General features: G+C 70.7%; 12 protein-coding genes. 10 read left to right on the top strand and 2 right to left on the bottom strand.

The window, feature by feature from the left end:
- Positions 1-100 precede the first annotated feature (100 nt).
- From AB0395_RS00850 to AB0395_RS00820, 7 genes are all read left to right on the top strand, one after another.
- Positions 101-2,671 carry a hypothetical protein gene (locus tag AB0395_RS00850; protein WP_366275733.1) on the top strand — a complete coding sequence of 857 codons (2,571 nt, stop codon included), beginning with the start codon at positions 101-103 and terminating at the stop codon, positions 2,669-2,671.
- A 3-nt stretch (positions 2,672-2,674) separates the two neighbouring features.
- Positions 2,675-4,732: a UvrD-helicase domain-containing protein gene (locus AB0395_RS00845; protein WP_366275732.1), complete on the top strand. Its 2,058-nt coding sequence runs from the start codon at positions 2,675-2,677 to the stop codon at positions 4,730-4,732.
- Positions 4,733-4,781: 49 nt separating this feature from the next.
- Positions 4,782-6,629, top strand: a complete 1,848-nt coding sequence (locus AB0395_RS00840) for a sigma factor-like helix-turn-helix DNA-binding protein (protein WP_366275730.1) — start codon at positions 4,782-4,784, stop codon at positions 6,627-6,629.
- Positions 6,630-6,696: 67 nt separating this feature from the next.
- Complete coding sequence (gene cysS / locus AB0395_RS00835) at positions 6,697-8,076, top strand: cysteine--tRNA ligase (protein WP_366275729.1); 1,380 nt, start codon at positions 6,697-6,699, stop codon at positions 8,074-8,076.
- Positions 8,077-8,297: 221 nt separating this feature from the next.
- Complete coding sequence (locus AB0395_RS00830; protein ID WP_366275728.1) at positions 8,298-13,760, top strand: carboxyl transferase domain-containing protein; 5,463 nt, start codon at positions 8,298-8,300, stop codon at positions 13,758-13,760.
- Positions 13,761-13,947: 187 nt separating this feature from the next.
- Positions 13,948-14,424 (top strand): GNAT family N-acetyltransferase, encoded by a 477-nt coding sequence (locus AB0395_RS00825; protein WP_366275727.1) that lies wholly within the window; start codon positions 13,948-13,950, stop codon positions 14,422-14,424.
- A 519-nt stretch (positions 14,425-14,943) separates the two neighbouring features.
- Positions 14,944-17,478 (top strand): penicillin acylase family protein, encoded by a 2,535-nt coding sequence (locus tag AB0395_RS00820; RefSeq protein ID WP_366275725.1) that lies wholly within the window; start codon positions 14,944-14,946, stop codon positions 17,476-17,478.
- Positions 17,479-17,605: 127 nt separating this feature from the next.
- Here AB0395_RS00820 and AB0395_RS00815 read toward each other — a convergent pair whose 3' ends face one another.
- Complete coding sequence (locus AB0395_RS00815) at positions 17,606-17,860, bottom strand: hypothetical protein (protein ID WP_366275724.1); 255 nt, start codon at positions 17,858-17,860, stop codon at positions 17,606-17,608.
- Between the two features lie 60 nt (positions 17,861-17,920).
- Here AB0395_RS00815 and AB0395_RS00810 point away from each other — a divergent pair, with 60 nt between their 5' ends.
- From AB0395_RS00810 to AB0395_RS00800, 3 genes are read left to right on the top strand one after another with little or no spacing between them, the layout of a single operon-like run.
- On the top strand, positions 17,921-19,339 hold the full coding sequence (locus tag AB0395_RS00810) for a hypothetical protein (protein ID WP_366275722.1): 1,419 nt from the start codon (positions 17,921-17,923) through the stop codon (positions 19,337-19,339).
- 16 nt (positions 19,340-19,355) lie between these two features.
- Positions 19,356-20,186: a hypothetical protein gene (locus AB0395_RS00805; protein ID WP_366275720.1), complete on the top strand. Its 831-nt coding sequence runs from the start codon at positions 19,356-19,358 to the stop codon at positions 20,184-20,186.
- A gap of 6 nt (positions 20,187-20,192) precedes the next feature.
- Entirely contained in the window at positions 20,193-20,765 is a 573-nt protein-coding gene (locus AB0395_RS00800) for a hypothetical protein (RefSeq protein WP_366275718.1), read from the top strand.
- 62 nt (positions 20,766-20,827) lie between these two features.
- Here AB0395_RS00800 and AB0395_RS00795 read toward each other — a convergent pair whose 3' ends face one another.
- Entirely contained in the window at positions 20,828-21,796 is a 969-nt protein-coding gene (locus tag AB0395_RS00795) for an MBL fold metallo-hydrolase (RefSeq protein ID WP_366275715.1), read from the bottom strand.
- Positions 21,797-21,799: the final 3 nt, after the last annotated feature.

Here is a 21,799-nt window from a genome sequence, read left to right as displayed (position 1 = left end):
GCGCTGGGGCGATTTGCCAGACTATGGTCTGTTCCATGAGTCTCGTTCCCCGGCGACGTGGAGTGACTCGGGCGGCTTGAGGGGCTGGTGAAGGGAACGGATGAACTTCTGTCTGAGTGACCTCGTGCCGCCGCTCCGCTGGAGCGACGCGGCCACGATCCCACTCCTGCGTGACCAGCCGGAGCTGCCTGACGCCTGGTGGCGCACCCTGCCGATGACCCGGGTGCTCGCCGTGCTGGGGCCGGAACGGCTCGCCGAGATCCTGGTGCGGATCGCCCTGGAGCACTGGCCTGCCGCCGCCGTCGGCGACGTCCTGCCCGCCCTCTACGTCCTGGATCCAGAAGAGGCCGACGAGCCCTATACGGCCGTCGCCCTCGACCGTACGGGCTCGTGGGCGGGCCTGCTCGCCCTCACTGGTCACGAGCTGCGCGAACAGCCCTTCATCCAGCCGATCCCGGTGCTGAACGCGCTGTTCGCCGCGGTCCTCGGCCGCATCGCCAACCCCGTCACGGGCCGGCGGCACGAACCCGCGCTCGCCGACGACAGCGGGGCAGCAGCCGGGACCGCGCTCCCCTCCCCCGCCCCCCAGCCAGGGGAGGCCACGGAGACGGCCGCGGAGGCCACAGAGGGCACGGAGGACGCAGAGGGCGCGGAGGTCATGGCCGAGGCCGCGCCCAGGGCCGCCCCGGAGCCAGCCGCTGAACCGGCCCCTGAACCGGCCCCTGAACCGGCCGCTGAGGCCGTCCCGGGGGTCGTGACAACGGCGCAGCAGGAGACGGCGGAGGGCGCCGCTCCCGGCCCTGGAGCCTCAGGGCCCGCCGACCAGGAACCGGCGACCTCCGGGGCCGCCGCTCCGGAGCCGCTGCCCTCCAGACGTCCCGCCCCGGAACCGTTGCCCAAGCGTCCCGCCCCGGAACCATTGCCCAAGCGTCCCGCCCCCGGATCGCTGCCCAAGCGTCCCGTTTCCAAGCCTGCGCCCTCCGGGGCCGCCGCCTCGGAACCGGCGGCCTCCATGCGCGGGCTCTTCGAGCCGATGACCGCCATCGCGAGCGCGGAGGAGGCCGGATCCGCCGCTCCGGCCGCGGCCGGAGCCGGGGCGCCCCCCGCCGGACCCGCGAACGCCGGACCCGCCGAGCCTGCGAGCGCCGGACCCGCCGACCGGGAACCCGTACCCGCCGGGCCTGCGAGCGCCGAGGCCGCCGACGGGGCGTCCTCGCCCGCCGAGCCCGTGAGCCACGAGGCGGTCGCCTCCGAGCCCGTTCCTGCCAAACCCGAGCGGACTCCCGAGCCGCGCGAGAACGTTCTTCGGAGCGCTCCCGTGCCGGAGCTGCGCGCGGGAGCCGTGCAGGACGGGGAACGGGAGCCGGTCGCGGCGGGAACCGGCCAGGACAGGGAGCCGGCCAAGGACAGGGCCCCTGGTAAGGACGCGAAACAACAGCGGGGGCAGGCGGGGAGTCTGCACGCGCTGCTGGACGGCGCCTTCGCCGACCTCGACGACAAGAGCTGGGCTGTCGCCCAGAACAGGGTGTTCACCGACGCTCCCGCGACCGTGGAGGCGCTGTCCAAGCTCTTCGCGGTGCAGCCAGAGGTCATCGACGAGGCAGAGGCCGACCTGCGGCGCAGGCTCGGGGAATGGCTCGCCTCTGACGAGGCGGCGCCGTACCGGGAGCATCTGGCCAAGGTCGGCGAGGCACTCGGCAAGGCCGCACCCAAGGCCCGCCTGATCACGGTCGCCTCGTGGCACGCCCGCGAGCTGCGCTCTCTCGACGTGCCCGCCTGGCAGTTCGTGCTGGCCACCCTTCCCGGCCACACCCTGGCCGAGGACTGGCTGGTCGAGGGCGACATCACCGAACTGCGGCACCGCACCCGCGACGTGATCAGTGGCGCCAAGCCCCCGTTGACCATGAGCAAGGCCCTGGACCTGGTCGCCTCACTGGGCATCCATCCCGACGTGTCCAAGGAGTGGCTGGAGAACGTCCCGCAGCTCCGCATCCTCGGCGGCGGCCAGCGTCCGCCCCAGCGCGTCAACGGCGCGGGCGGCACCGGTGGCGGAGGGAGCGACGCGGCGGCCCCGCCGGGCCCCCAGAACAGAGCGTCGGGTACGGCGGGCCCGGGTACGGCGGGCGAGGAACCTGAGCGCAGGGAAGGCCCGTTCCGCCCGCTCAAGGACGTCTCGCTGACCCGGCGCTGCTTCCGGCAGCCTGATGGCCGCTGGTGGCTCAGAATCGACGTCACCGCCGAGCACATCCAGGGCGCGGAGTGCCCGCTGCCCAGCGGGTTCGCCGCCTATCTCGGCCTGTCGCCCGGTATGGGGCGCAGGGTGCAGAGCGCGGTCGGCGAGTTGGGACTGAGCTGGCAGGAGCGTCCCACCCTTGAGTCGCTGAGGACACTGCTCGAGGACGTGGGCGCCAGGCAGGGAAGCCACCTGTTCCTGACGCTGTCCGACGAGGGGGTCCTGCGGGCCAGGCATCTGCCCGCGGCCGCCGAGGAGGTCGAGCCGATCGCGCGGGCACTGCGGCTGGTCGGTTACACGGCCCCGGGAGGCAGTACCGAGCAGGCCGGACGGGTCATCGCCACCCGGGTCGGCATGACCGGGCAGGTGGCCCTGCCCGACCTCCTCGCCCGGCTGAGAGAGCGCGGGGACCGCGACCTGCTGTCCCTGCTGGCCTAGCCGATGCCCCGACTCGCGATCTCCCCGGAGTTCCCCGCGGAACTCGGCGCGCTGGCCCAGCCGGCGCGCCGGGACGCCGTGGTCGCGGTGCGCCGGTTCATGCAGAACGTGGCGGGGGCGCCGCACCCGGAACGGGTCAGGGGTGCCAGGGACCCCAGGATCGCCACCCTCAGGCTCGCCGAGGGGCACCGCGGCGTCGTGGTCAGGCAGCGGGACGTCTACTGGCTGCTGACCGTGCTGCCGGACGCCGAGGCGTGGGCGTACGCGCGGCACCATCGTTTCAGCGTCAACACCGCGCTGGGCGTGGTCGAGTTGTGGGACGCGGAGACGCTGGAACGGATCGAGCCCGCGGTGCGCAGGGCGGCCGGGTCGACGTCGGCGCGGCTGTTCGCGGACACCTGTGACACCGACATGGCCGAGCTGGGCATCGACCGCGGGCTGCTCGGGCTGGTCCGGCAGATCCCCGACGAGCTGACCCTGGAGGCGCTGGAGTCCATGCTCCCCGCCACGCAGTACGCGCCGCTGGCCGCGCTGGCCAGGGGCGAGTCGATGGCCGGAGCCTGGCGGGAGCTTGAGGCGTGCCGCGCGACCGCCCCTGCGAGCGACCCGATCGACCCCGAGGACATCATGGCCGCGCTCCTGCGCAGCCCGGACCGTGCGATCTTCGTCGGCAGCCCGCGCGAGCTGAACCACGTCCTCGACGCCCCCGGCTGGTGCGTGTTCCTGCACCCTGCGCAGCACCGTCTCGCCCGCTGGGAGTCCTATGAGCAGCCGATACTGGTCACCGGTGGCGCCGGCACGGGCAAGACTCTCGTCGCCCTGCACAGGTCCGCCTTCCTGGCCAGGCGCGGCGGCGGCCAGATCCTGCTCGTCACCTTCTCCCAGCGGCTGAGCACCGACCTCGCCACCCGGCTCGACCTGCTGATCGAGGACGAGGTGACCCGCAAGCGGGTCGAGGTCGGCAACGTGGACCGGCTCGCCCACCGCATCGTCGCGGAGGCGGAGGGGCGGGCGCCCGCGCTGGCCGGGGCCGCCGAGCTGACCGCGCTCTGGCAGGAGACGGGCAGCGAGCACAGTCCCGCCTTCCTGCTGCGCGAGTGGGAGCAGGTGGTGCTGGCACAGAACCTCAGGACCCTGGACGAGTATCTGGCCGCCCCCCGCACGGGCCGCAGCGTCGAGTTGTCCGCCGCCGAGCGGACCGCCGTCTGGGAGGCCGTCGAGCACGTCACGGGGCGGCTGCGTGAGCGGGGCAAGCGCACCCTGCTCCAGCTGGCCACCGAGGCCTCCCAACTGCTCGGCCGCACGACCGGGGACCTGCTCGAGGAGAGGGAGCCGGGGCGGGAGCCGTACCGGCACATCGTGGTCGACGAGGCGCAGGACATGCATCCCGCGCAGTGGCGGTTGCTGCGCGCCGCCGTGCCGTACGGCCGCGACGACCTGTTCATCGTGGGCGACCCGCACCAGCGGATCTTCGACACGCGGGTCGCGCTCGGCTCCGTGGGAATCGACGCGATCAGGCGGCGTTTGCAGGTGTCGTACCGGCTTCCGCAGGAGATCCTCACCTGGGGCGTACGGCTACGCGGCGGCGGCCCCGCGGACGGGCTTGTCGATGGGGTGCAGGAGCTGTACGGCTTCCGCGCGACGGGACATGGGGCGCGTCCGGTGGTCCGAGCCTACGATTCACCGGAGGAAGAACTGACCGGTCTGGTCGCACAAGTGGGACAGTGGGTCCAGGAGGGTGTGCCGCTCCAGGAGATCGGGGTGGCCGCCAGGACGGCGGGCCTCGTTCGCGACGCCCGCGACGCCCTGCGTGAGCTGGGGGTTAAGGTGACGACGTTGCACGGTATGAAGGGCCTGGAGTTCCGGCGGGTCGCCGTGATCGGTGTGGCCGACGGCGTCGTGCCCGCCCCCGACTCCCTCACCCCCGCCGAGGAGGACCCCGCGGCGCGGGCGCACGACCTCCAACGGGAGCGCGGCCTGCTCTACGTCGCCTGCACCAGGGCCAAGGAGCTTCTTTACGTGTCTCACTCCGGACGAGCCAGCCCCTTCCTTCCCACCTGACGACATACTCTGAACTGCGGATATATTCCCCTTTGCCGGTTGGACCTCAATGAACCTCAGCCTGAGCGACATCGCGCCACCCCTGCGCTGGACCTCTCCTGGCCAGGTAGCGCCGATCGCAACCGACCCCCGTCTCCCCGAGGCGTGGTGGCAGGCGCTCCCGCTCGACCGAGCCTGCTCAACCATCGGGACGTCCGAGGTCGCCGGACGCCTGTCCGACCTCGCCCTGACGTGCTGGGGACACCTGATGCTCGGCGACGTTTTACCTCTGCTCAGGTTCGCCGACCCGGCTTCGAGCGTCAGGACGCCCGAGAGCCTGGGTCGCGAGGTGGTGCACAAGCTGTTCACCGGAGTGCTCGAACGCCTCCTTGAGCCCGTGACCGAGGAGAGCGTCGCCCAGGTGCGTCCCTCCCGCCCCGACCGGCCACTGCCCGAGCTGATCGACGAGGTCTTCGCGAGCCTGGACGACCGGCAGCGGGCGATCGCCAGGGACCGTCTGTACGCCTCGCAGCGGGCCACGCTGGACGACCTGGCCCAGCGGTTCTCCGTGACCAGGGAACGCATCCGGCAGATCGAGCGCGACCTGCGCGACCACGTCGAGGCCTGGCTCGCGGGCGAGGACGCGGCCCCGCTGGTCGGCCACGTGTCCTGGCTGCGCGGCCGTCTCGGCTCCGCGGTGCCCGCGGACGACCTGGCGGCCGCGGTGCCGTGGCACCGCGGTGACCTGACCACGCTGGGCATCCCGGCCTGGCGGTTCGTGCGGACCCTGCTGACCGGCTACGACCAGGTGGACGGCTGGCTCGTCGCGGGCGGCGCGGACGAGCTGCGGGAGAAGACCAGGCAGTTGTTCACCGACGGCCCGCGCCCGCTGGACGAGGCCGTCACGCTGGTCAGCCAGCTCGGCATCCGCGAGGACGTGGCCGAGCGGTGGCTCATCGCCGTGCCGCAGCTACGGGTCCTGGAGGACCACGTCGTGCCGTGGCCGCGCAGCGTCAACGACAAGGCGGAGGCCGTACTCGCGGTCGCGGGCAGCGCGCTGACGCCGGAGGAGATCCAGGAGCGCATCGGCGAGGACTACAGCCTGGTCGGCATCCGCAACCAGCTCACCGCCGACGACCGCTTCCTACGGCTCGACCGCAACAAGTACGGCCTGTCCCGGTGGGGCGGCGAGCAGTACCTGGGCATCAGGGAGATGATCGTCCGCGAGATCGAGCGGGCGAACGGTGAGGCCTCGGTCAACACGATCGTCACGAGCCTGACCTCGCGCTACGACGTGAGCGAGAGCTCGGTCCGCGCCTACGCGGGCGGTCCCGGCTTCGAGCGCACCCAGCGCGGCTGGATCAGGGTCGCGGGCGCCGAGCAGCCCGACTACCAGCCACGCAGGGACGTCTCCGCGACCAGGCGCTGCTTCCGCAGCCGCGACGGGCGCTGGTGGCACCGGGTCGACGTCAACGCCGAGCACCTGCGCGGCTCGGGGTCCCCGTTGCCGACGGGCTTCGCCGCGCACCTGGGCATGGCCCCCGGCGGCCAGCTGACGGCCTCGACCCCCTCGGGCGACGTGGTGATCAGCTGGCACAACCAGCCGACCATGGGCTCCATCCGTCCGGTCCTGGTCGCCGCGAACGCGGCGGAGGGCGACCACGTCTTCCTGACGGTCTCGGACGGCGGCGAGTTGCTGACCCGCTACCTTCCCGCGGCGGCGGCGGGCCTGCCCGCGCTGAACCGAGCCCTGCACCTGATCGGCTACACCGCTCCCGTCGCCTCTGAGGCCGAGGGCGTCCGCCTCATCGGCGCCCGCATCGGCCTGCCCGACGGCTCGGGCAGGGAGGAGGTCGTGGCCCGTCTCCGCGACCGCGGCGACCGCGACATCCTCGTCTTCCTCGAGGGGACCGCCTGAGGTGTCCCACCGGAGGGCGGGGGCCCGTGACCTTCCTGGGGGCGCCGCCTGGCAATAGGCTCGGAGAATGCTACGGCTGTATGACACACGGCGCCGCCAGATCGAGCCGGTCGTCCCGCAGGGCGCCAGGTCAATGCGGATGTACACCTGCGGGCCGACCGTCTACCGCCACGCGCACGTGGGCAATCTCCGCTCCTACCTGCTGGCCGACCTGATCAGGAGGGTCGCGGAGCGGCACCGGATCCGGGTGGTCGCCTGCCGGAACATCACCGATGTCGGGCATCTGGTCGACGACTCCGAGATCGACCCCGGCGGAGAGGACAAGATCCTGCTCCAGGCCCGCGCCGAGGGGCGGACCGGCCTGGAGATCGCGCGGTTCTACGAGGAGGCGTTCAGGGCCGACACGGCCACGCTGAACATCCGGCCGCCGGAGCACTCCCCCAGGGCGACGGAGACCATCGATCTGATGGTCGAGATGATCGCCAAGCTGATCGAGAAGGGGCACGCGTACGCGACCCCCGACGGGTCCGTCTTCTTCGACGCCGCCTCCTTCCCCGCCTACGGCGAGATCTCGGGCAACCGCCTCGACCGGCTCAAACCCGGCCACCGCATCGAGGGCGTGGACCCGCGCAAGCGTTTCCACGCCGACTGGGCCCTGTGGAAGCCCTCCGATCGCGAGATGACCTGGGAGACCCCGTGGGGCCGGGGCTTCCCCGGCTGGCACATCGAGTGCTCCGCCATGTCGCTGCGGTTCCTCGGCGAGCGTGTCGACCTGCACACGGGCGGGATCGACCTGCGCTTCCCGCACCACGAGGACGAGCGGGCCCAGTCGGACTCCGCGGCCGGGCACGAGGTGGTCGACCACTGGGTGCACGGCGAGCACCTGCTGTTCGACGGGCGCAAGATGGCCAAGTCGACCGGAAACGTGGTCCTGCTCGGCGATGTGGCGGGGGCGGGTCTCGATCCGCTGGCCGTACGGCTGGCGCTGCTCGAACACCGCCACCGCCAGCAGATGAACCTCACCTGGGACACCCTGCGAGCCGCCGACAGGGCGTTGCGGCGCTGGCGCAGGCGCGTCGCCGAGTGGTCGGAGTCGCCGAGCCGCCCGATGCCCGTCGAACGGGTCTCCCGGATCGAGGCCGCCTTCGACGACGACCTCGACACGCCGCTGGCGTTGCGCCTGCTGCGGGAGCTCGAACGCGACGACTCGGTCGCGCCGGGCTCCCGGTTCGAGGCCTTCCTCCACCTTGACCAGATCCTGGGCCTGGACCTGTCGCTCGACATCGGCAGGCTGCCAAGCCTCCCGCCCGGCGCGTCCGACCTGCTCGAACAGCGCCTCCGGGCGCGCGAGGCCGGAGACTGGGCCGCCTCTGACCGCCTCCGCGGCGAGCTGGCCGCCCTGGGCGTGCGGGTCTCCGACACCCCGGAGGGACAGAGCTGGTCGTAGCGCCCCGCCTGTCACACCGGTCACACCGCGGTGACCGTACGGCGAACCACGCCAACCCTGTGTGCTCGCGCACACGTGCTTTTGGTCGTTCTCCACAACTACGGAGCCGTGATGTGCTCCTTCAGCGGCATTCCCCTACCGGCCAGTAGAGGTAAGGCTGTACAGGCGCGAGGGGGCTGCCGCAGGGAAGGCGCGCACAGTCAACAAGAGGGGTCGATCGAGTGTTCAATCGTGTTGCCATCGTCAACCGTGGTGAGGCCGCGATGCGGCTCATCCACGCCGTCCGGGACCTGGCTGCGGAGACCGGGACACCGATCGAAACCGTCGCCTTGCACACCGACGTCGATCGCACCGCCACGTTCGTGCGCGAGGCCGACATCGCCTACGACCTCGGTCCCGCGTCCGCGCGCCCGTACCTCGACCTGAAGGCGCTGGAGCGCGCGCTGGTGGAGACCGGGGCCGACGCCGCATGGGTCGGCTGGGGCTTCGTCGCGGAGGACCCGGCGTTCGCCGAGCTGTGCGAGAAGATCGGAGTCACCTTCGTCGGGCCGAGCCCGGAGGCCATGCGCAAGCTCGGCGACAAGATCGGCGCGAAGCTGATCGCCGAGGAGGTCGGCGTGCCGGTCGCGCCGTGGAGCCGCGGCGCGGTCGAGAGCCTGGACGCCGCCCTGGCGGCGGCGGCCCAGATCGGCTATCCGCTGATGCTGAAGGCGACGGCGGGCGGTGGCGGGCGTGGCATCCGCGTGATCACGAACGAGGCCGAGCTCGCCGACGCCTACGAGCGCACCAGCCAGGAGGCCGCGCGGGCGTTCGGCAGCGGCATCGTGTTCCTGGAGCGCCTGGTCACCGGTGCCCGGCACGTCGAGGTCCAGGTGATCGCCGACGGCGAGGGCACCGCGTGGGCGCTCGGCGTCCGCGACTGCTCGGTGCAGCGGCGCAACCAGAAGGTCATCGAGGAGTCGGCGTCGCCGGTGCTCAACCCCGCGCAGACAGCCGAGCTCAAGTCGTCGGCCGAACGACTGGCCGTCGCGGTCGGTTACCGCGGCGCGGCGACCGTGGAGTTCCTCTACCATCCCGGCGACAAGCTGTTCGCGTTCCTCGAGGTCAACACCCGTCTGCAGGTCGAGCACCCGATCACCGAGTCCACCACCGGGTTCGACCTGGTCAAGGCGCAGCTGTGGGTGGCATCCGGCGGCAGGCTCGAAGGGGAGCCGCCGTTGGAGCGCGGGCACGCCATCGAAGCCCGGCTGAACGCCGAAGACCCCGACCGCGACTTCGCGCCCTCCCCCGGCCGCGTCGTACGGCTTGACCTGCCCGCCGGGCCTGGCATCCGCGTGGACACCGGCGTCAGCGAGGGCGACACCATCCCCGCCGACTTCGACTCGATGATCGCGAAGATCATCGCCTACGGCCGCGACCGCGACGAGGCACTCGGCAGGCTGCGCCGGGCGATGGCGCAGACCAAGGTGATCATCGAGGGCGGTACGACGAACAAGAGCTTCGTGCTCGACCTGCTCGACCAGCCCGAGGTGATCGACGCCAGTGCGGACACCGGCTGGATCGACCGCGTCCGCGGCGAGGGCAGGCTCGTCTCGCATCGGCACTCCGCCGTCGCGCTGGCCGCCGCCGCCATCGAGGCGTACGAGGAGGAGGAGCGCGTCGAGCGGCAGCGGCTGCTGTCGACGGCGTTCGGCGGGCGCCCGCAGGTGCAGCACGAGAGCGGCAGGCCGCTGGACCTCAAGCTGCGTGGCGTCGGCTACCGCGTGCGCGTCGCGCGGGTCTGCGCGCATCGGTTCCGCGTCGGCCTCGAAGCGGGTGGCGACGTCCACGTCGCCGACGTCGAGCTCGACCGCTTTGACCGGCACACCGGGCAGATCATCGTCAACGGCACCCGGTACCGCCTGCTCACCGGCACCCACGGGCCGACCCACCTGGTCGAGGTGGACGGCGTGACGCACCGGATCAGCCGCGACGAGGGCGGCGTCGTCCGCTCGCCCGCGCCCGCGCTGGTCGTCGCCACGCCGCTGGCGGTCGGCGCCGAGGTCGAGGCGGGCGCGCCGGTGCTGGTGCTGGAGAGCATGAAGATGGAGACGGTGCTGCGGGCGCCGTTCAAGGCGCGGCTGCGGGAATGCGCCGTGTCCGTGGGCAGCCAGGTGGAGACCGGCGCGCCGCTGTTGCGGCTGGAGCCGCTCGCCGACGACGACGCCGAAGCCGAGGACACCTCGGCCGCCGAGTCCGTCGAGCTGGACCTGCCCGCCGCGCCCGGAAGGGTCCCGGCGCGGGAGCGCGCCAGGCGTGGCCAGGAGGACCTGCGCGGCCTGCTGCTGGGCTTCGACGTCGACCCACACGACGAACGCCGGGTGCTCGACGACTACGTCACCGCGCGCCGGGCGGCCACCGAGGAAGGCCACCGGCCACTGGCCGAGGAGCTCGAACTCGTCGGCGTGTTCGCCGACCTCGCCGAGCTGAGCCGCAACCGGCCCGCGGGCGAGGACGGCGGCGACGGCCACGTGTACAGCGCCCGCGAGTACTTCCACACCTACCTGCAGAGCCTCGACGTCGAACGGGCCGGGCTGCCGGAGGCGTTCCAGGCCAAGCTCGCCACGGCGCTCGGGCACTACGGCGTCACCGATCTGGAGCGCTCCCCCGAGCTCGAGTCCGGGGTTTTCCGGATCTTCCTCGCCCAGCAGCGCGCGTCCGCCGACGCCACGGTCATCACGACGCTGCTGCGCGCATGGCTGCGGGAGTCACCGCCGGACGAGACGCTGCGCGAGCCCGCCGGTCTCGCGCTGGAGCGGCTGGTGGCCGCGACACAGGTCCGCTTCCCCGTGGTCTCCGACCTCGCGCGCGGCGTGGTCTTCGCCTGGTTCGGCCAGCCGCTGCTGCGCCGCAACCGCGCCCGCGTCTACGCCGACGTCCGCAAGCACCTGCGCCATCTGGACGCGCACCCGGACTCGCCGGACCGCGCCGAGCGCGTCGCCGAGATGGTGCGCAGCACCGAGCCGCTGGTGCGGCTGCTCGGCCAGCGGCTCACCCGTGACAACCTGGACAACTCGATCATGCTGGAGGTGCTGACCCGGCGCTACTACGGCAACAAGGGTCTCACCGGCGTCCGCACCAGCGAGGTCGCGGGCTGCACGTTCGTGGTCGCCGAGCGCGCGGACTCGTCCGTGGTCTCCGCCGCGGTGAGCTTCGAGGCGCTGGGCGACACGCTGAGCGGGCTCGCGGAGCTGGCGAGCGGTGAGGACGCCATCGACGCCGACATCTATCTCTCCTGGGAGAAGCAGCCGGAGGACTTCGGCGCGATGGCGGCCGCGCTGCACGAGGTCGTCAGCACCTACCCGCTGCCGGACCAGGTCCGCAGACTCACCACCACCGTCGCGGGCAGCGGCGGCGCGGTGATGCACCACCACTTCACGTTCCGCCCGTCGGCCACCGGGATGACCGAGGAGCGGCTGATCCGCGGCCTGCACCCGTACATCGCGCAGCGGATGCAGATGGAGCGGCTGAGCAAGTTCGACCTCACCCGGCTGCCGTCGTCGGACGAGGAGGTCTACCTCTTCCGGTGCGTGGCGCGGGAGAACCCCTCGGACGACCGCCTCGTCGCGTTCGCGCAGGTGCGCGACCTGACCGAGTTGCGCGAGCACGACGGCAGGCTGGTCGCGCTGCCGACGGCCGAGGACATCATCGCCACCTGCCTCGACTCGATCCGCCACGCGCAGTCGCGGCGACCGTCGAAGAACCGCTTCAACAGCAACCGGATCGTGATCTACGTCTGGCCGCCGAGCGACATCACCCGCGCGGAGCTGGAGATGATCGCCGGGCGCGTGCTGCCGACGATCGCGGGCGCCGGGCTGGAGGAGATCCTGTTCATCGCGCGGCAGCGCGACCGGAAGACCGGCGAGCTGAAGAAGATCGCCGTGCGCATCTCCTTCGACGCCACCGGCGGCACCGAGCTGACCGTCGGCGAGCCGTCGGACGAGCCGGTCGAGCCACTCGACGACTACCGGCAGAAGGTGCTGCGCGCGAGCAGCCGCAACACGGTGTACCCCTACGAGCTGACCGGCCTGCTCGGCGACTTCGCCGAGCACGACCTCGACGACGACCACGCGCTGGTGCCGGTCGACCGGCCGAAGGGGCGCAACACCGCGGCGATCGTCGCGGGCGTGGTCACCACGCCGACCCTGCGGCACCCTCAGGGCGTCACCAGGGTCGTGCTGCTCGGCGACCCGACGAAGTCACTCGGCGCGCTGTCGGAGCCGGAGTGCCGCCGTGTGATCGCCGCGCTGGACCTGGCCGAGCGGATGCGGGTGCCGCTGGAGTGGTACGCACTGTCCGCAGGCGCCCGAATCTCCATGGAGTCGGGCACGGAGAACATGGACTGGGTGGCCGCGGCGCTCAAGCGGATCGTCGAGTTCACCCAGGACGGCGGCGAGATCAACATCGTGGTCGCGGGCATCAACGTCGGCGCGCAGCCGTACTGGAACGCCGAGGCGACGATGCTCATGCACACCAAGGGCATCCTGGTGATGACGCCCGACTCGGCGATGGTGCTCACCGGCAAGCAGTCGCTCGACTTCTCCGGTGGTGTGTCGGCCGAGGACAACTTCGGCATCGGCGGCTACGACCGGGTGATGGGCCCGAACGGGCAGGCGCAGTACTGGGCGCCAAACCTGACCGCCGCGCGGGACGTGCTGATGTCGTACTACGACCACACCTACGTCGCCCCCGGTGAGGAGGCACCGCGGCGGGCGAGGACGACCGACCCCGTCGACCGCGACATCTCCGCCTTCCCGCATGCCGTGGTGGACAGCGACTTCACCACCGTCGGAGAGATCTTCTCCGCCGAGGCCAACCCGGACCGCAAGAAGCCGTTCGACATCCGGACCGTGATGCGCGCGCTCTCCGACCAGGACCACCCGGTGCTGGAACGCTGGGCGGGCATGGCCGACGCGGAGACCACGGCGGTGCAGGACGTGCATCTCGGCGGCATCCCGGTGTGCCTGCTCGGCATCGAGTCGCGGGCGGTGCCGCGGCGCGGCTTCCCGCCCACCGACGGCCCGGACACCTACACCGCGGGCACCCTGTTCCCGCGGTCGTCGAAGAAGGCCGCGCGGGCGATCAACGCGGCCAGCGGCAACCGGCCGCTGGTGGTGCTGGCGAACCTGTCGGGCTTCGACGGCTCGCCGGAGTCGATGCGGAAGCTGCAGCTGGAGTACGGCGCCGAGATCGGCCGCGCGATCGTGAACTTCCGCGGGCCCATCGTGTTCTGCGTGATCTCGCGGTACCACGGCGGCGCGTTCGTGGTGTTCTCGAAGGCGCTGAACCCGAACATGACCGTGCTCGCGCTGGAAGGCTCGTTCGCCTCGGTGCTCGGCGGCGCCCCCGCCGCCGCGGTGGTGTTCTCCGGCGACGTCAACGTCCGCACCGCGGCCGACCCGCGCGTGCGGGACCTGGAGGCCCGCGTCGCGGCCACCTCCGGCACCGACCGCGCCGTGTTGACCGCGGAGCTCGACGAGCTCCGCTCGTCGGTCCGCGCGGAGAAGCTCGGCGAGGTGGCCACGGAGTTCGACCGCGTGCACAACATCCAGCGCGCGGTCGAGGTCGGCTCCGTCGACGCCGTCATCCGCGCCGCCGAACTCCGCCCGCGCATCATCGAGGCCATCGAATCCCATCTGGGGTAGTCCCCAACCCACCGGCGCCCAAGCCCCGCCCACGGCAGGCCCTGCACAGGGCGGGGACGGGCGGGGACAGGCAGGGTGGCCGCGCCCTGCCGGAAACCCCGTCCGCCGACCGTGGAGCGACGGTGTTTCCGCAGGCCGTGACGGCACATCGCGGTTAATGTCGGTGGCGGCCGATAACGTCCCGATCATGAGTGAGATCGGCATTGTCGTACGGCCTGCCACCGCCGCCGACCTGGACGGAGTCGTGGCGTGCAGTTCCGCGCTCTTCGCCGAGGACGCCGGGACCCGCGACCCGACCCTCAACGTGAGCTGGCCCAGACAGTACGGCCAGGCCCGGTTCGCCGAGGCGCTGGGCGACCCGGAGCGCCTGGTGATGGTCGCGGAGGACGAGGGCGGGATCGTCGGCCACCTGACCGGCTCGCTGTCAGGGCCGACCCCGATGCGGCCGGTCACGGTCGCGACGCTGGGCAGCATCTACGTGCGGCCCGCCTACCGCGGGCAGAAGATCGGCAGCAGGCTGGTCGCGGAGTTCAGGACGTGGGCGGCCCTGCACGGCGCGCAGTACGCCGGGGTGACGGCCTACGCGAGCAACGAGGCCGCGATCCGCTTCTACCAGCGCAACGGCTTCGGCACGCGCTCTGTGGTCCTGGAGACCCCGCTGTAGTTCAGGACACCGGCGCGAGACATGGTTCGAGACACAGTTCGGGCCAGGGTCCGGGACACAGTTCGGGCCAGGGTCTGGGACACAGTTCGGGCCAGGGTCTGGGACACAGTTCGGGCCAGGGTCTGGGACAGGGCGGAGGCCCGGTTGGCGGCGTCCGCCCCGGCCCTGGCAAAGAGGGTGCGATAGACGCGGCCGACCTCCTGGCTGGGGGTCCGGCGGAAGAGGGGATCGGCCAGCAGCACCCGGCAGCGCGGGTCCTTCCTCCACCGGCGGCCCGGAGACCATCCAGACTCGCTGGAAGCGATCGAGGACCGCGCGGAACTGCGCCGCCGTACGCGGCTCGAATCTTTCCGCTCGACGTCCGGCAGGCGTTCCCTCCAGGTCACACCTCGTCGTATCGTGTGCCGTCATGTCGTGCCGGAGCGGCTCGGGAGGCGGTGTCCCGGCTTCAGAGGGCTGCCAAACTTGTTCGAGCACGCCGCACAGGAGGTGTTTGTGAAGTTCCGGCCTTATGCCTGGATGCCCCGACCGCTCACATGGCTCGCGCGGGTGGTGACCGTCCTCGTGGTGCTCGCCCTGGCTCTGGCCGGAGCCGGAGTGTGGGCCGTGCGCGTGTCGTTCCCCCAGCTCTCGGGCGAGCTCAAGGTGGCAGGCCTGGCCGGAAAAGTCACCGTATATCGCGATGAAACAGGCATCCCGCACATCTATGCGGATTCCCCGGAGGACCTGTTCCTCGCCCAGGGCTACGTGCACGCCCAGGACAGGTTCTTCGAGATGGACTTCCGCAGGCACGTGACGGCGGGACGCCTCTCCGAGATGTTCGGCTCGGCGACCCTCGTCGAGGACAAGGTCGTCAGGACCATGGGCTGGCGGAAGATCGCCGAGCAGGAGCTGCCGATGCTCTCCGAGCAGACCCGGCGCTACCTCGACGCCTACGCCAAGGGCGTCAACTCCTGGATGGGGCAGCACGAGGGCGCCCTCGGAAAGAGCCTGGAGTACGGAGTGCTCAGGCTCACCAACTCCGGTTACCAGCCCGAGCCGTGGACCCCCGCCGACTCCGTCGCCTGGCTCAAGGCCATGGCCTGGGACCTGCGCTCCAACCTGTCCGAGGAGCTCGGCAGGGCGCTCGCGGCGAGCAGGCTGCCGCGTGAGCGGGTCGAGCAGCTCTGGCCCGGCTATCCCTTCGGCACGCACCAGCCGATCGTCACCAGGGGGTCGGTCACCGACCACGGGTTCGACCAGCGGGAGGAACCGAGCAGGAGCGCCTCGCAGCCGGAGCCCCCCGTCGACCCCAGGGCGCTGACCAGGGCGGCCGAGGCCGTCGGCGCGGTGCCGAGCCTGATGGGCGACCCGAAGGGGGGCAACGGCATCGGTTCGAACTCCTGGGTGGTCGGCGGCGCGCACACCGTCTCCGGCAAGCCACTGCTGTCCAACGACCCGCATCTGGGGGCGAGCATGCCCTCGGTCTGGTACCAGGCCGGGCTGCACTGCCGTACCAGGAGCGCCCAGTGCCCGTTCGACGTCACCGGGTACACCTTCTCCGGAGTGCCCGGCGTGGTCATCGGGCACAACGACCGGATCACCTGGGGGTTCACCAACCTCGGCCCCGACGTCGCCGACCTGTACCTCGAACGGGTGAAGGACGACTCCTACCTGTTCATGGGCGAGTGGAAACCGCTCACGACGAGGGTCGAGAAGATCGAGGTGGCGGGCGGCGAGCCGGTCATGCTCAGGGTCCGCGACACCATGCACGGGCCGATCATCTCCGACGTCATGCGGAACGCGAAGGACGCCCTGCCCGGCACGGCCACGATCTTCAAGGAGCAGGCGGACGCGGTCGCCCTCAAGTGGACGGCGCTCGAACCCGGCAGGACCGCGGACGCGATCTTCGAGCTCGACGCCGCGCAGGACTGGCAGGGGTTCAGGACCGCGACGAGCAAGTTCGAGGTGCCCTCGCAGAACCTGATCTACGCCGACGTCGACGGCAACATCGGCTACCAGGCGCCGGGCCGGATCCCGGTGCGGACCAGGGGTGACGGCACCTGGCCCGTCCCCGGCTGGACCGGCGAGTACTCCTGGCAGTCGACCATCCCCTTCGACGAGCTGCCCAGCCTCTACAACCCGCCGGAGGGCTACATCGTGACCGCGAACAACGCGGTCATCGACCCGGAGCGCTACCCGCACATGCTGACCAAGGACTGGGCGTACGGCTACCGCTCCCAGCGCATCCTGGACCGCCTCGAGGCCGAGCTGAAGAAGGGCAAGGTCGACGCGACGACCATGAGCACGGTGCAGCAGGACACCCACAACGGCTTCGCCGAGTTCCTGGTGCCCAGGCTGATGGCACTGAAGGTGGCGGGCCCCGCCGCCGACGCCCGCGAGCGTCTGCGCGTCTGGGACGGCTCGCAGGACACGGGATCGGGGGCGGCGGCGTACTTCAACGCCGTCTGGCGGCACCTGCTCATCGAGACCTTCAACGACGACCTGCCCGAAGGGGCGTGGCCGACCGGCGGCGACCGGTGGTTCGAGGTGGTCCGCGTCATGCTCGACAGGCCGGAGGACCCGTTCTGGGACGACACGCGGACGCCACAGCGGGAGACCCGTGACGACATGCTGCGGCGGGCCATGGCGACGGCCTACGACGAGCTGGCCGAGCGTCTCGGCCGGGACGTCAAGGCCTGGCGCTGGGGTGACCTGCACACGCTCAAGCTGACCAGCCAGACCTTCGGCTCCTCCGGGATCGCCCCGATCGAGTGGCTGTTCAACCGTGGCCCGTTCCCCGTCCCGGGCAGCGACGACGCGGTCGACGCGGCGGGCTGGGACGTCCAGGAGGGGTACGCGGTCAACTGGCTGCCGTCGATGCGGATGATCGTCGACCTCTCCGACCTGGACAAGTCCCGGTGGATCAACCTGACGGGCACCTCAGGCCACGCCTTCCACGACAACTACTGGGACCAGGCGCCGCTGTGGGCGAGCGGGAGTACCACCCCCATGCTCGCCCGCGAGGAGTCCATCAGAAAGGCCGCCGTCCACAGCCTGACCCTCAAACCGTGACCCTCGCCCCCGAGCCTTTCGAGGCTCGGGGCCCCACGCCACGAGGCCTCCGGCCCCGGAAACCTCCGGGGATTCCGAGACCGGGAAGCCATCCCCGGACCTCACGGCTCCCATCCCGGGAAGGCCCTCAGTGGTTCCTTCCCATGAGGCCACGGGCCTCGGCGTCCAGCCGGTCGGCCTCCTGCCGAAGATTGGCCGCCACCGTGGCACAGCGCGTCCTCCATGTCGCGATCTCACCGCGCACCCGGTCGGTCAGCGGGCCCGACCATTCCATCCCGCCCGCCATGTCATGCGCTCCGTCAGCGAGTTTCTCCACGTCATTAGCGAATTTCCGCAGTTTGGACGCCTGCTTCTGAAACTCCTCCGCCTCGAGCGACGTCAAAATCTCCCCTATCCCCTAAAAGCATGACCAATCATTAATTTATCTATAGACTCCCATCTCGTGGGCGGCAACGATGTCCGGAGCATCAAACCCGATGAGCTCGAACGCCTGGCGGGTTTGATGGACCACCTCAGCAGCGCCACGGACGAGATGTTCAAACAGGCGTCCCACCTCGGGGTGTCGAGCTTCTTCAATCTGCTCAGAGAAATGCCTGGCTGGGGAAGCCGTACGGCCAAGGAACTGAAACAGCGCGCCGCCATCGGAAGACTTCAGACCGGTGATCCCTTCGCGGGGCTCGCCTGGGCGGGCTTCTCTCCGAAGGAGATCGCCGCAGGCGCCGACAAGCTCTCCCCGGAAACCCTCGTCGGAGTCAACACCGTCACCGCGTGGGCGAGCGCGACCGGCCACGCCGACCTCGAACGCAGGCCGAAAGAGTCGCTGGACGACTACGTGAAGCGGCAGGAGGCCGCCGTCATCGGCCACTACGTTCCCGCCCTGAGACCGCACGAGGCGACGGTCGCCGAGGTGCTCAAGGCGGTCGGCGACTATCGCGGGGTGGCCGTGACGATCCCGGTCGTCACGGGCCAGTCGGTGGCACTCGGCCGCCTGATGCTCAACAACCACGTCTCGGTCCCCCTGAGCCAACAGGCGGGCGCGAGGGCCAAAAACATCGAATTCCTGGGAAAAGCCTACTCGAGGACCGTGAGCCTCTCGGGCAAGAATAAGCAGATCGCAGACCTGAAACTGGCTTTGCGCACACGATCCGCCACCTCGCCGGGGACCGGCGTCGCCGCCCTCACGCGCAGGCTTTTCATGAAGAGCGGTCTCTATCGGGACTACGTGTCCAGGCTTCCCGAGTACATGGAGATGGACAGGATCTCCAATGCGGCGAAAGTAGGCAGGCAACTCGCCGGAGCCAGAGTCAACAAGCTCATCGACGGGCTTTTCGGCAACAACGAACTCGCCAAGAAGCTGGGAAGTACGACTCACTCAGGACAGGCCGTGCAAGCCTCTGGTGAGGCCAACCTCCTCAAGGTCTGGAAGGCCACCGGGGATCCCGGCAAGATGGCGGAAGCGGCCAAGGTCCTGAAGACCGAACCAGCCGCCCTGAGCCGCGTAGGGACCGTCGCCAGGACCGCGGGCGCCCTCAGGACACTCGGTGTGGCGGGAGGCGTCGCCTCCACCCTCTACAGCGGTGCCAACGTCGTCTCCCAGGGCAACCCCGTCGACGCCTTCAAGCGTAACGGCGCCGGCTACGTCGCCGACGTCGCCGAACTGGGGTTCAATGCCTCGCTCACCGCCGCGATGGTCTGCCCCAACCCTCTCACCATCGGCGCCAGCGTGGCGTTCGGCACCGTGTACGTCGGCGCGAAGGTCGTCGAGCACTGGGACGCCGTCAAGGACGGCGCGAAAAAGGCGGTTACGGCGATCGGTGACGGCGCCAAGAAGGTTCTCAGCAGTCTCAATCCGTTCGACTAGGCAGAAAGACCACGTAATGCCATCCTTCGACAGCGCACGCGACCGCTTCCGGATCGGCCCCGCCCACCTTGGGGTACTGGGCTGCCTCTACGGCGGGGAAGACGTCACCGACGACCTGGTGCCCGCCCGCGACGAGCTGCGGGCAGCCGGTCTCGCGAGCGACGACGACGCCGTCATCCCCGAACTCGCCGATCTCGTCGCCGCGCTCGCCGATCCCGTCGTGCTCGTCCAGATCGAGATCACCGGAGGTGAGGGGGTCACCGACCACGGTGCGGTCGTCGGCAACGACGCCTGCTACGTGTACGAGACCTGGCCGGGCGAGGTGGAGTCCGAGTACGTCCGCACCGACCTTCCTCTCCTGGTCTGGTCGCTGGCGCGCGTCGTGGGACTGCGTGACAGGGGGGCGAAACCTCCCACGGCGCCGGTCGTCACGACGAGGATCGGCGTCATGGACGCCGGGTTCGAGGCACTCGCCGACATGGACGCCCTGAGCGTCGACGACGCCGCCGAGCGGTTGCGCGCGCTGCTGTCCGGAGAAGGAGGGCTCTCAGACCCTGAGCTGACGGTCTTCACCCATCTGCTGCTGCAGCTCAACGGCAACTGGCGGATGACCGTCGCGTGGAACAACCGGGAGGGCAGGGGCACCGACATCCGTGGCATCACCGTGCTCGACTGCGGACCCCTGGGATACTGGCTGCGCGAACGACCCGCCGAGCCGATCATGCCGGGGACGGTCACATCTGACGACGAACTCAGGCTGATCTTCACTGACGTGCGCCGCGTGTGGGAACTGATCACCGAGCTCATTCCCAGTGTCGAGGAACTACCTTCTCCCATTGAAAGGTGACATGACATGTCCGGCTTCACGTTCGAGCTCGGAGCGGAGAAGATTCCCCGCGCGGCCAGGAAAAAGGGCACCACGAGCGTATTGGCCGGTACGGCGGGGCCGTACGGAGAGGTGATCGTCACGCTCGAACTGGCCCCCTCACAGGCGACCCTGAGCGCGCCGGGACTGCCGGACGCGTCGGCCTCCCACCCTGATGACCTGAGGAACGAACTCCTCCCCGTCGATCAGCGGACACGGCTGAGCGTGGGCGGGTTCACCGCCGTCCTCGGCCAGAACCGGCGCGCTCTGCGCAAGGAGGACCGCGGTCTCGACATCAAGCTGGGGGATCGGAACTACACCTATCTCATTCCTCCCGACGGAGGGGAGGAACTGCGAGACCGTGAGCGCGGTCCGCTGGTGCGTCAGCACACCGATTTCAAGACGGGGAACACCGTTGTCGTCGTTCAGCCGGTCGCCGACACCACCGATCTCGCTCTGGATCTCATCCTGCAGGTCACCGACCGAAGCGGGCTGACCGTCCTGCGGACGGCCGTCGTCGGTGTCTGGACGTTCCTGAACTCGGGTGAGGGCAACAGATGACACGGGCACGGTCCGGCGGAAGCGAATCGGCGTCCCGAGTCTTGGTGTCTCGGTTCCGGGTCTCAGGGGAGGATTCGAGACTCGCCGACGGCGAGGTCCCACAGGTCGGCGCGGTCGCGGCCCGCCGCAGCCCAGGCCGCGCGGGCCTCCTCGATCGGGGCGAGCAGCGACTCGCCGGACAGCAGGAAGGTGCCCCAGTGCATGGTCGCCATCCGCCGCGCGCCGACGTCCTGGCACGCCTGTACGGCCTGCAGCGGGTCGACGTGCGAGGCCTTCATGAACCAGCGGGGCTCGAAGGCGCCGACCGGCATCAGGGCCAGGTCGACGCCCCCCGGGTAGCGCTCCCCGATCTGGGCGAAGCGCTCGCCGTAACCGCTGTCCCCCGCGAAGTAGACCGTCCGCTCCGAGGACCTGATCACCCAGCCGCCCCACAGCGTCTTGCAGGTGTCGCGGATCGACCTGCGGCTCCAGTGGTGCGCGGGCACGAAGTCGAAGGCGACGTCGCCGATCTTGGCGCTCTCCCACCAGTCCAGCTCGGTGACGTCGGTGAAGCGCCGCCGGGTGAACCAGGGTTTCAGCTTGGCCGGGACGAAGATCGGGGTGTCCCTGGGCAGCCGCCGCATGGTCGGCGCGTCCAGGTGGTCGTAGTGGTTGTGACTGATCACCACGGCGTCCACCCGGGGCAGCTCGGTCCACGCGACGCCGGGCGGGGTGAGCCGCAGCCGGACTCCGGGGATCTTCTTCGCCCAGACGGGATCGGTGAGGATCGTCAGGCCGCCCATCTGCAGCACGTAGGTGGAGTGCCCGACCCAGGTGACCACGGTCTCGGTCGAGACGGGCCTGGGCAACCCCCTGCGGGACACAGGGATCCGGTCGGCGTCGCCGACATCGGGTCTGAGCCCGCCGTGCCACACCGCCGCGACCAGTTCCTGGAACGCGGGAAGCGGGGAGGTCAGCCGGTCCCTGAAGCTGTAGGGCCAGGACCGTTCGGGCAGGCGCGGCGAGATCTCAGGCTGGATCGTCTGAGACATGGG

Source organism: Streptosporangium sp. NPDC051023 (assembly GCF_040689595.1).
GTDB lineage: Bacteria > Actinomycetota > Actinomycetes > Streptosporangiales > Streptosporangiaceae > Streptosporangium.
Note: the sequence above shows the minus strand (reverse complement) of the source record. Positions and strands in the feature narration are given on the sequence as shown.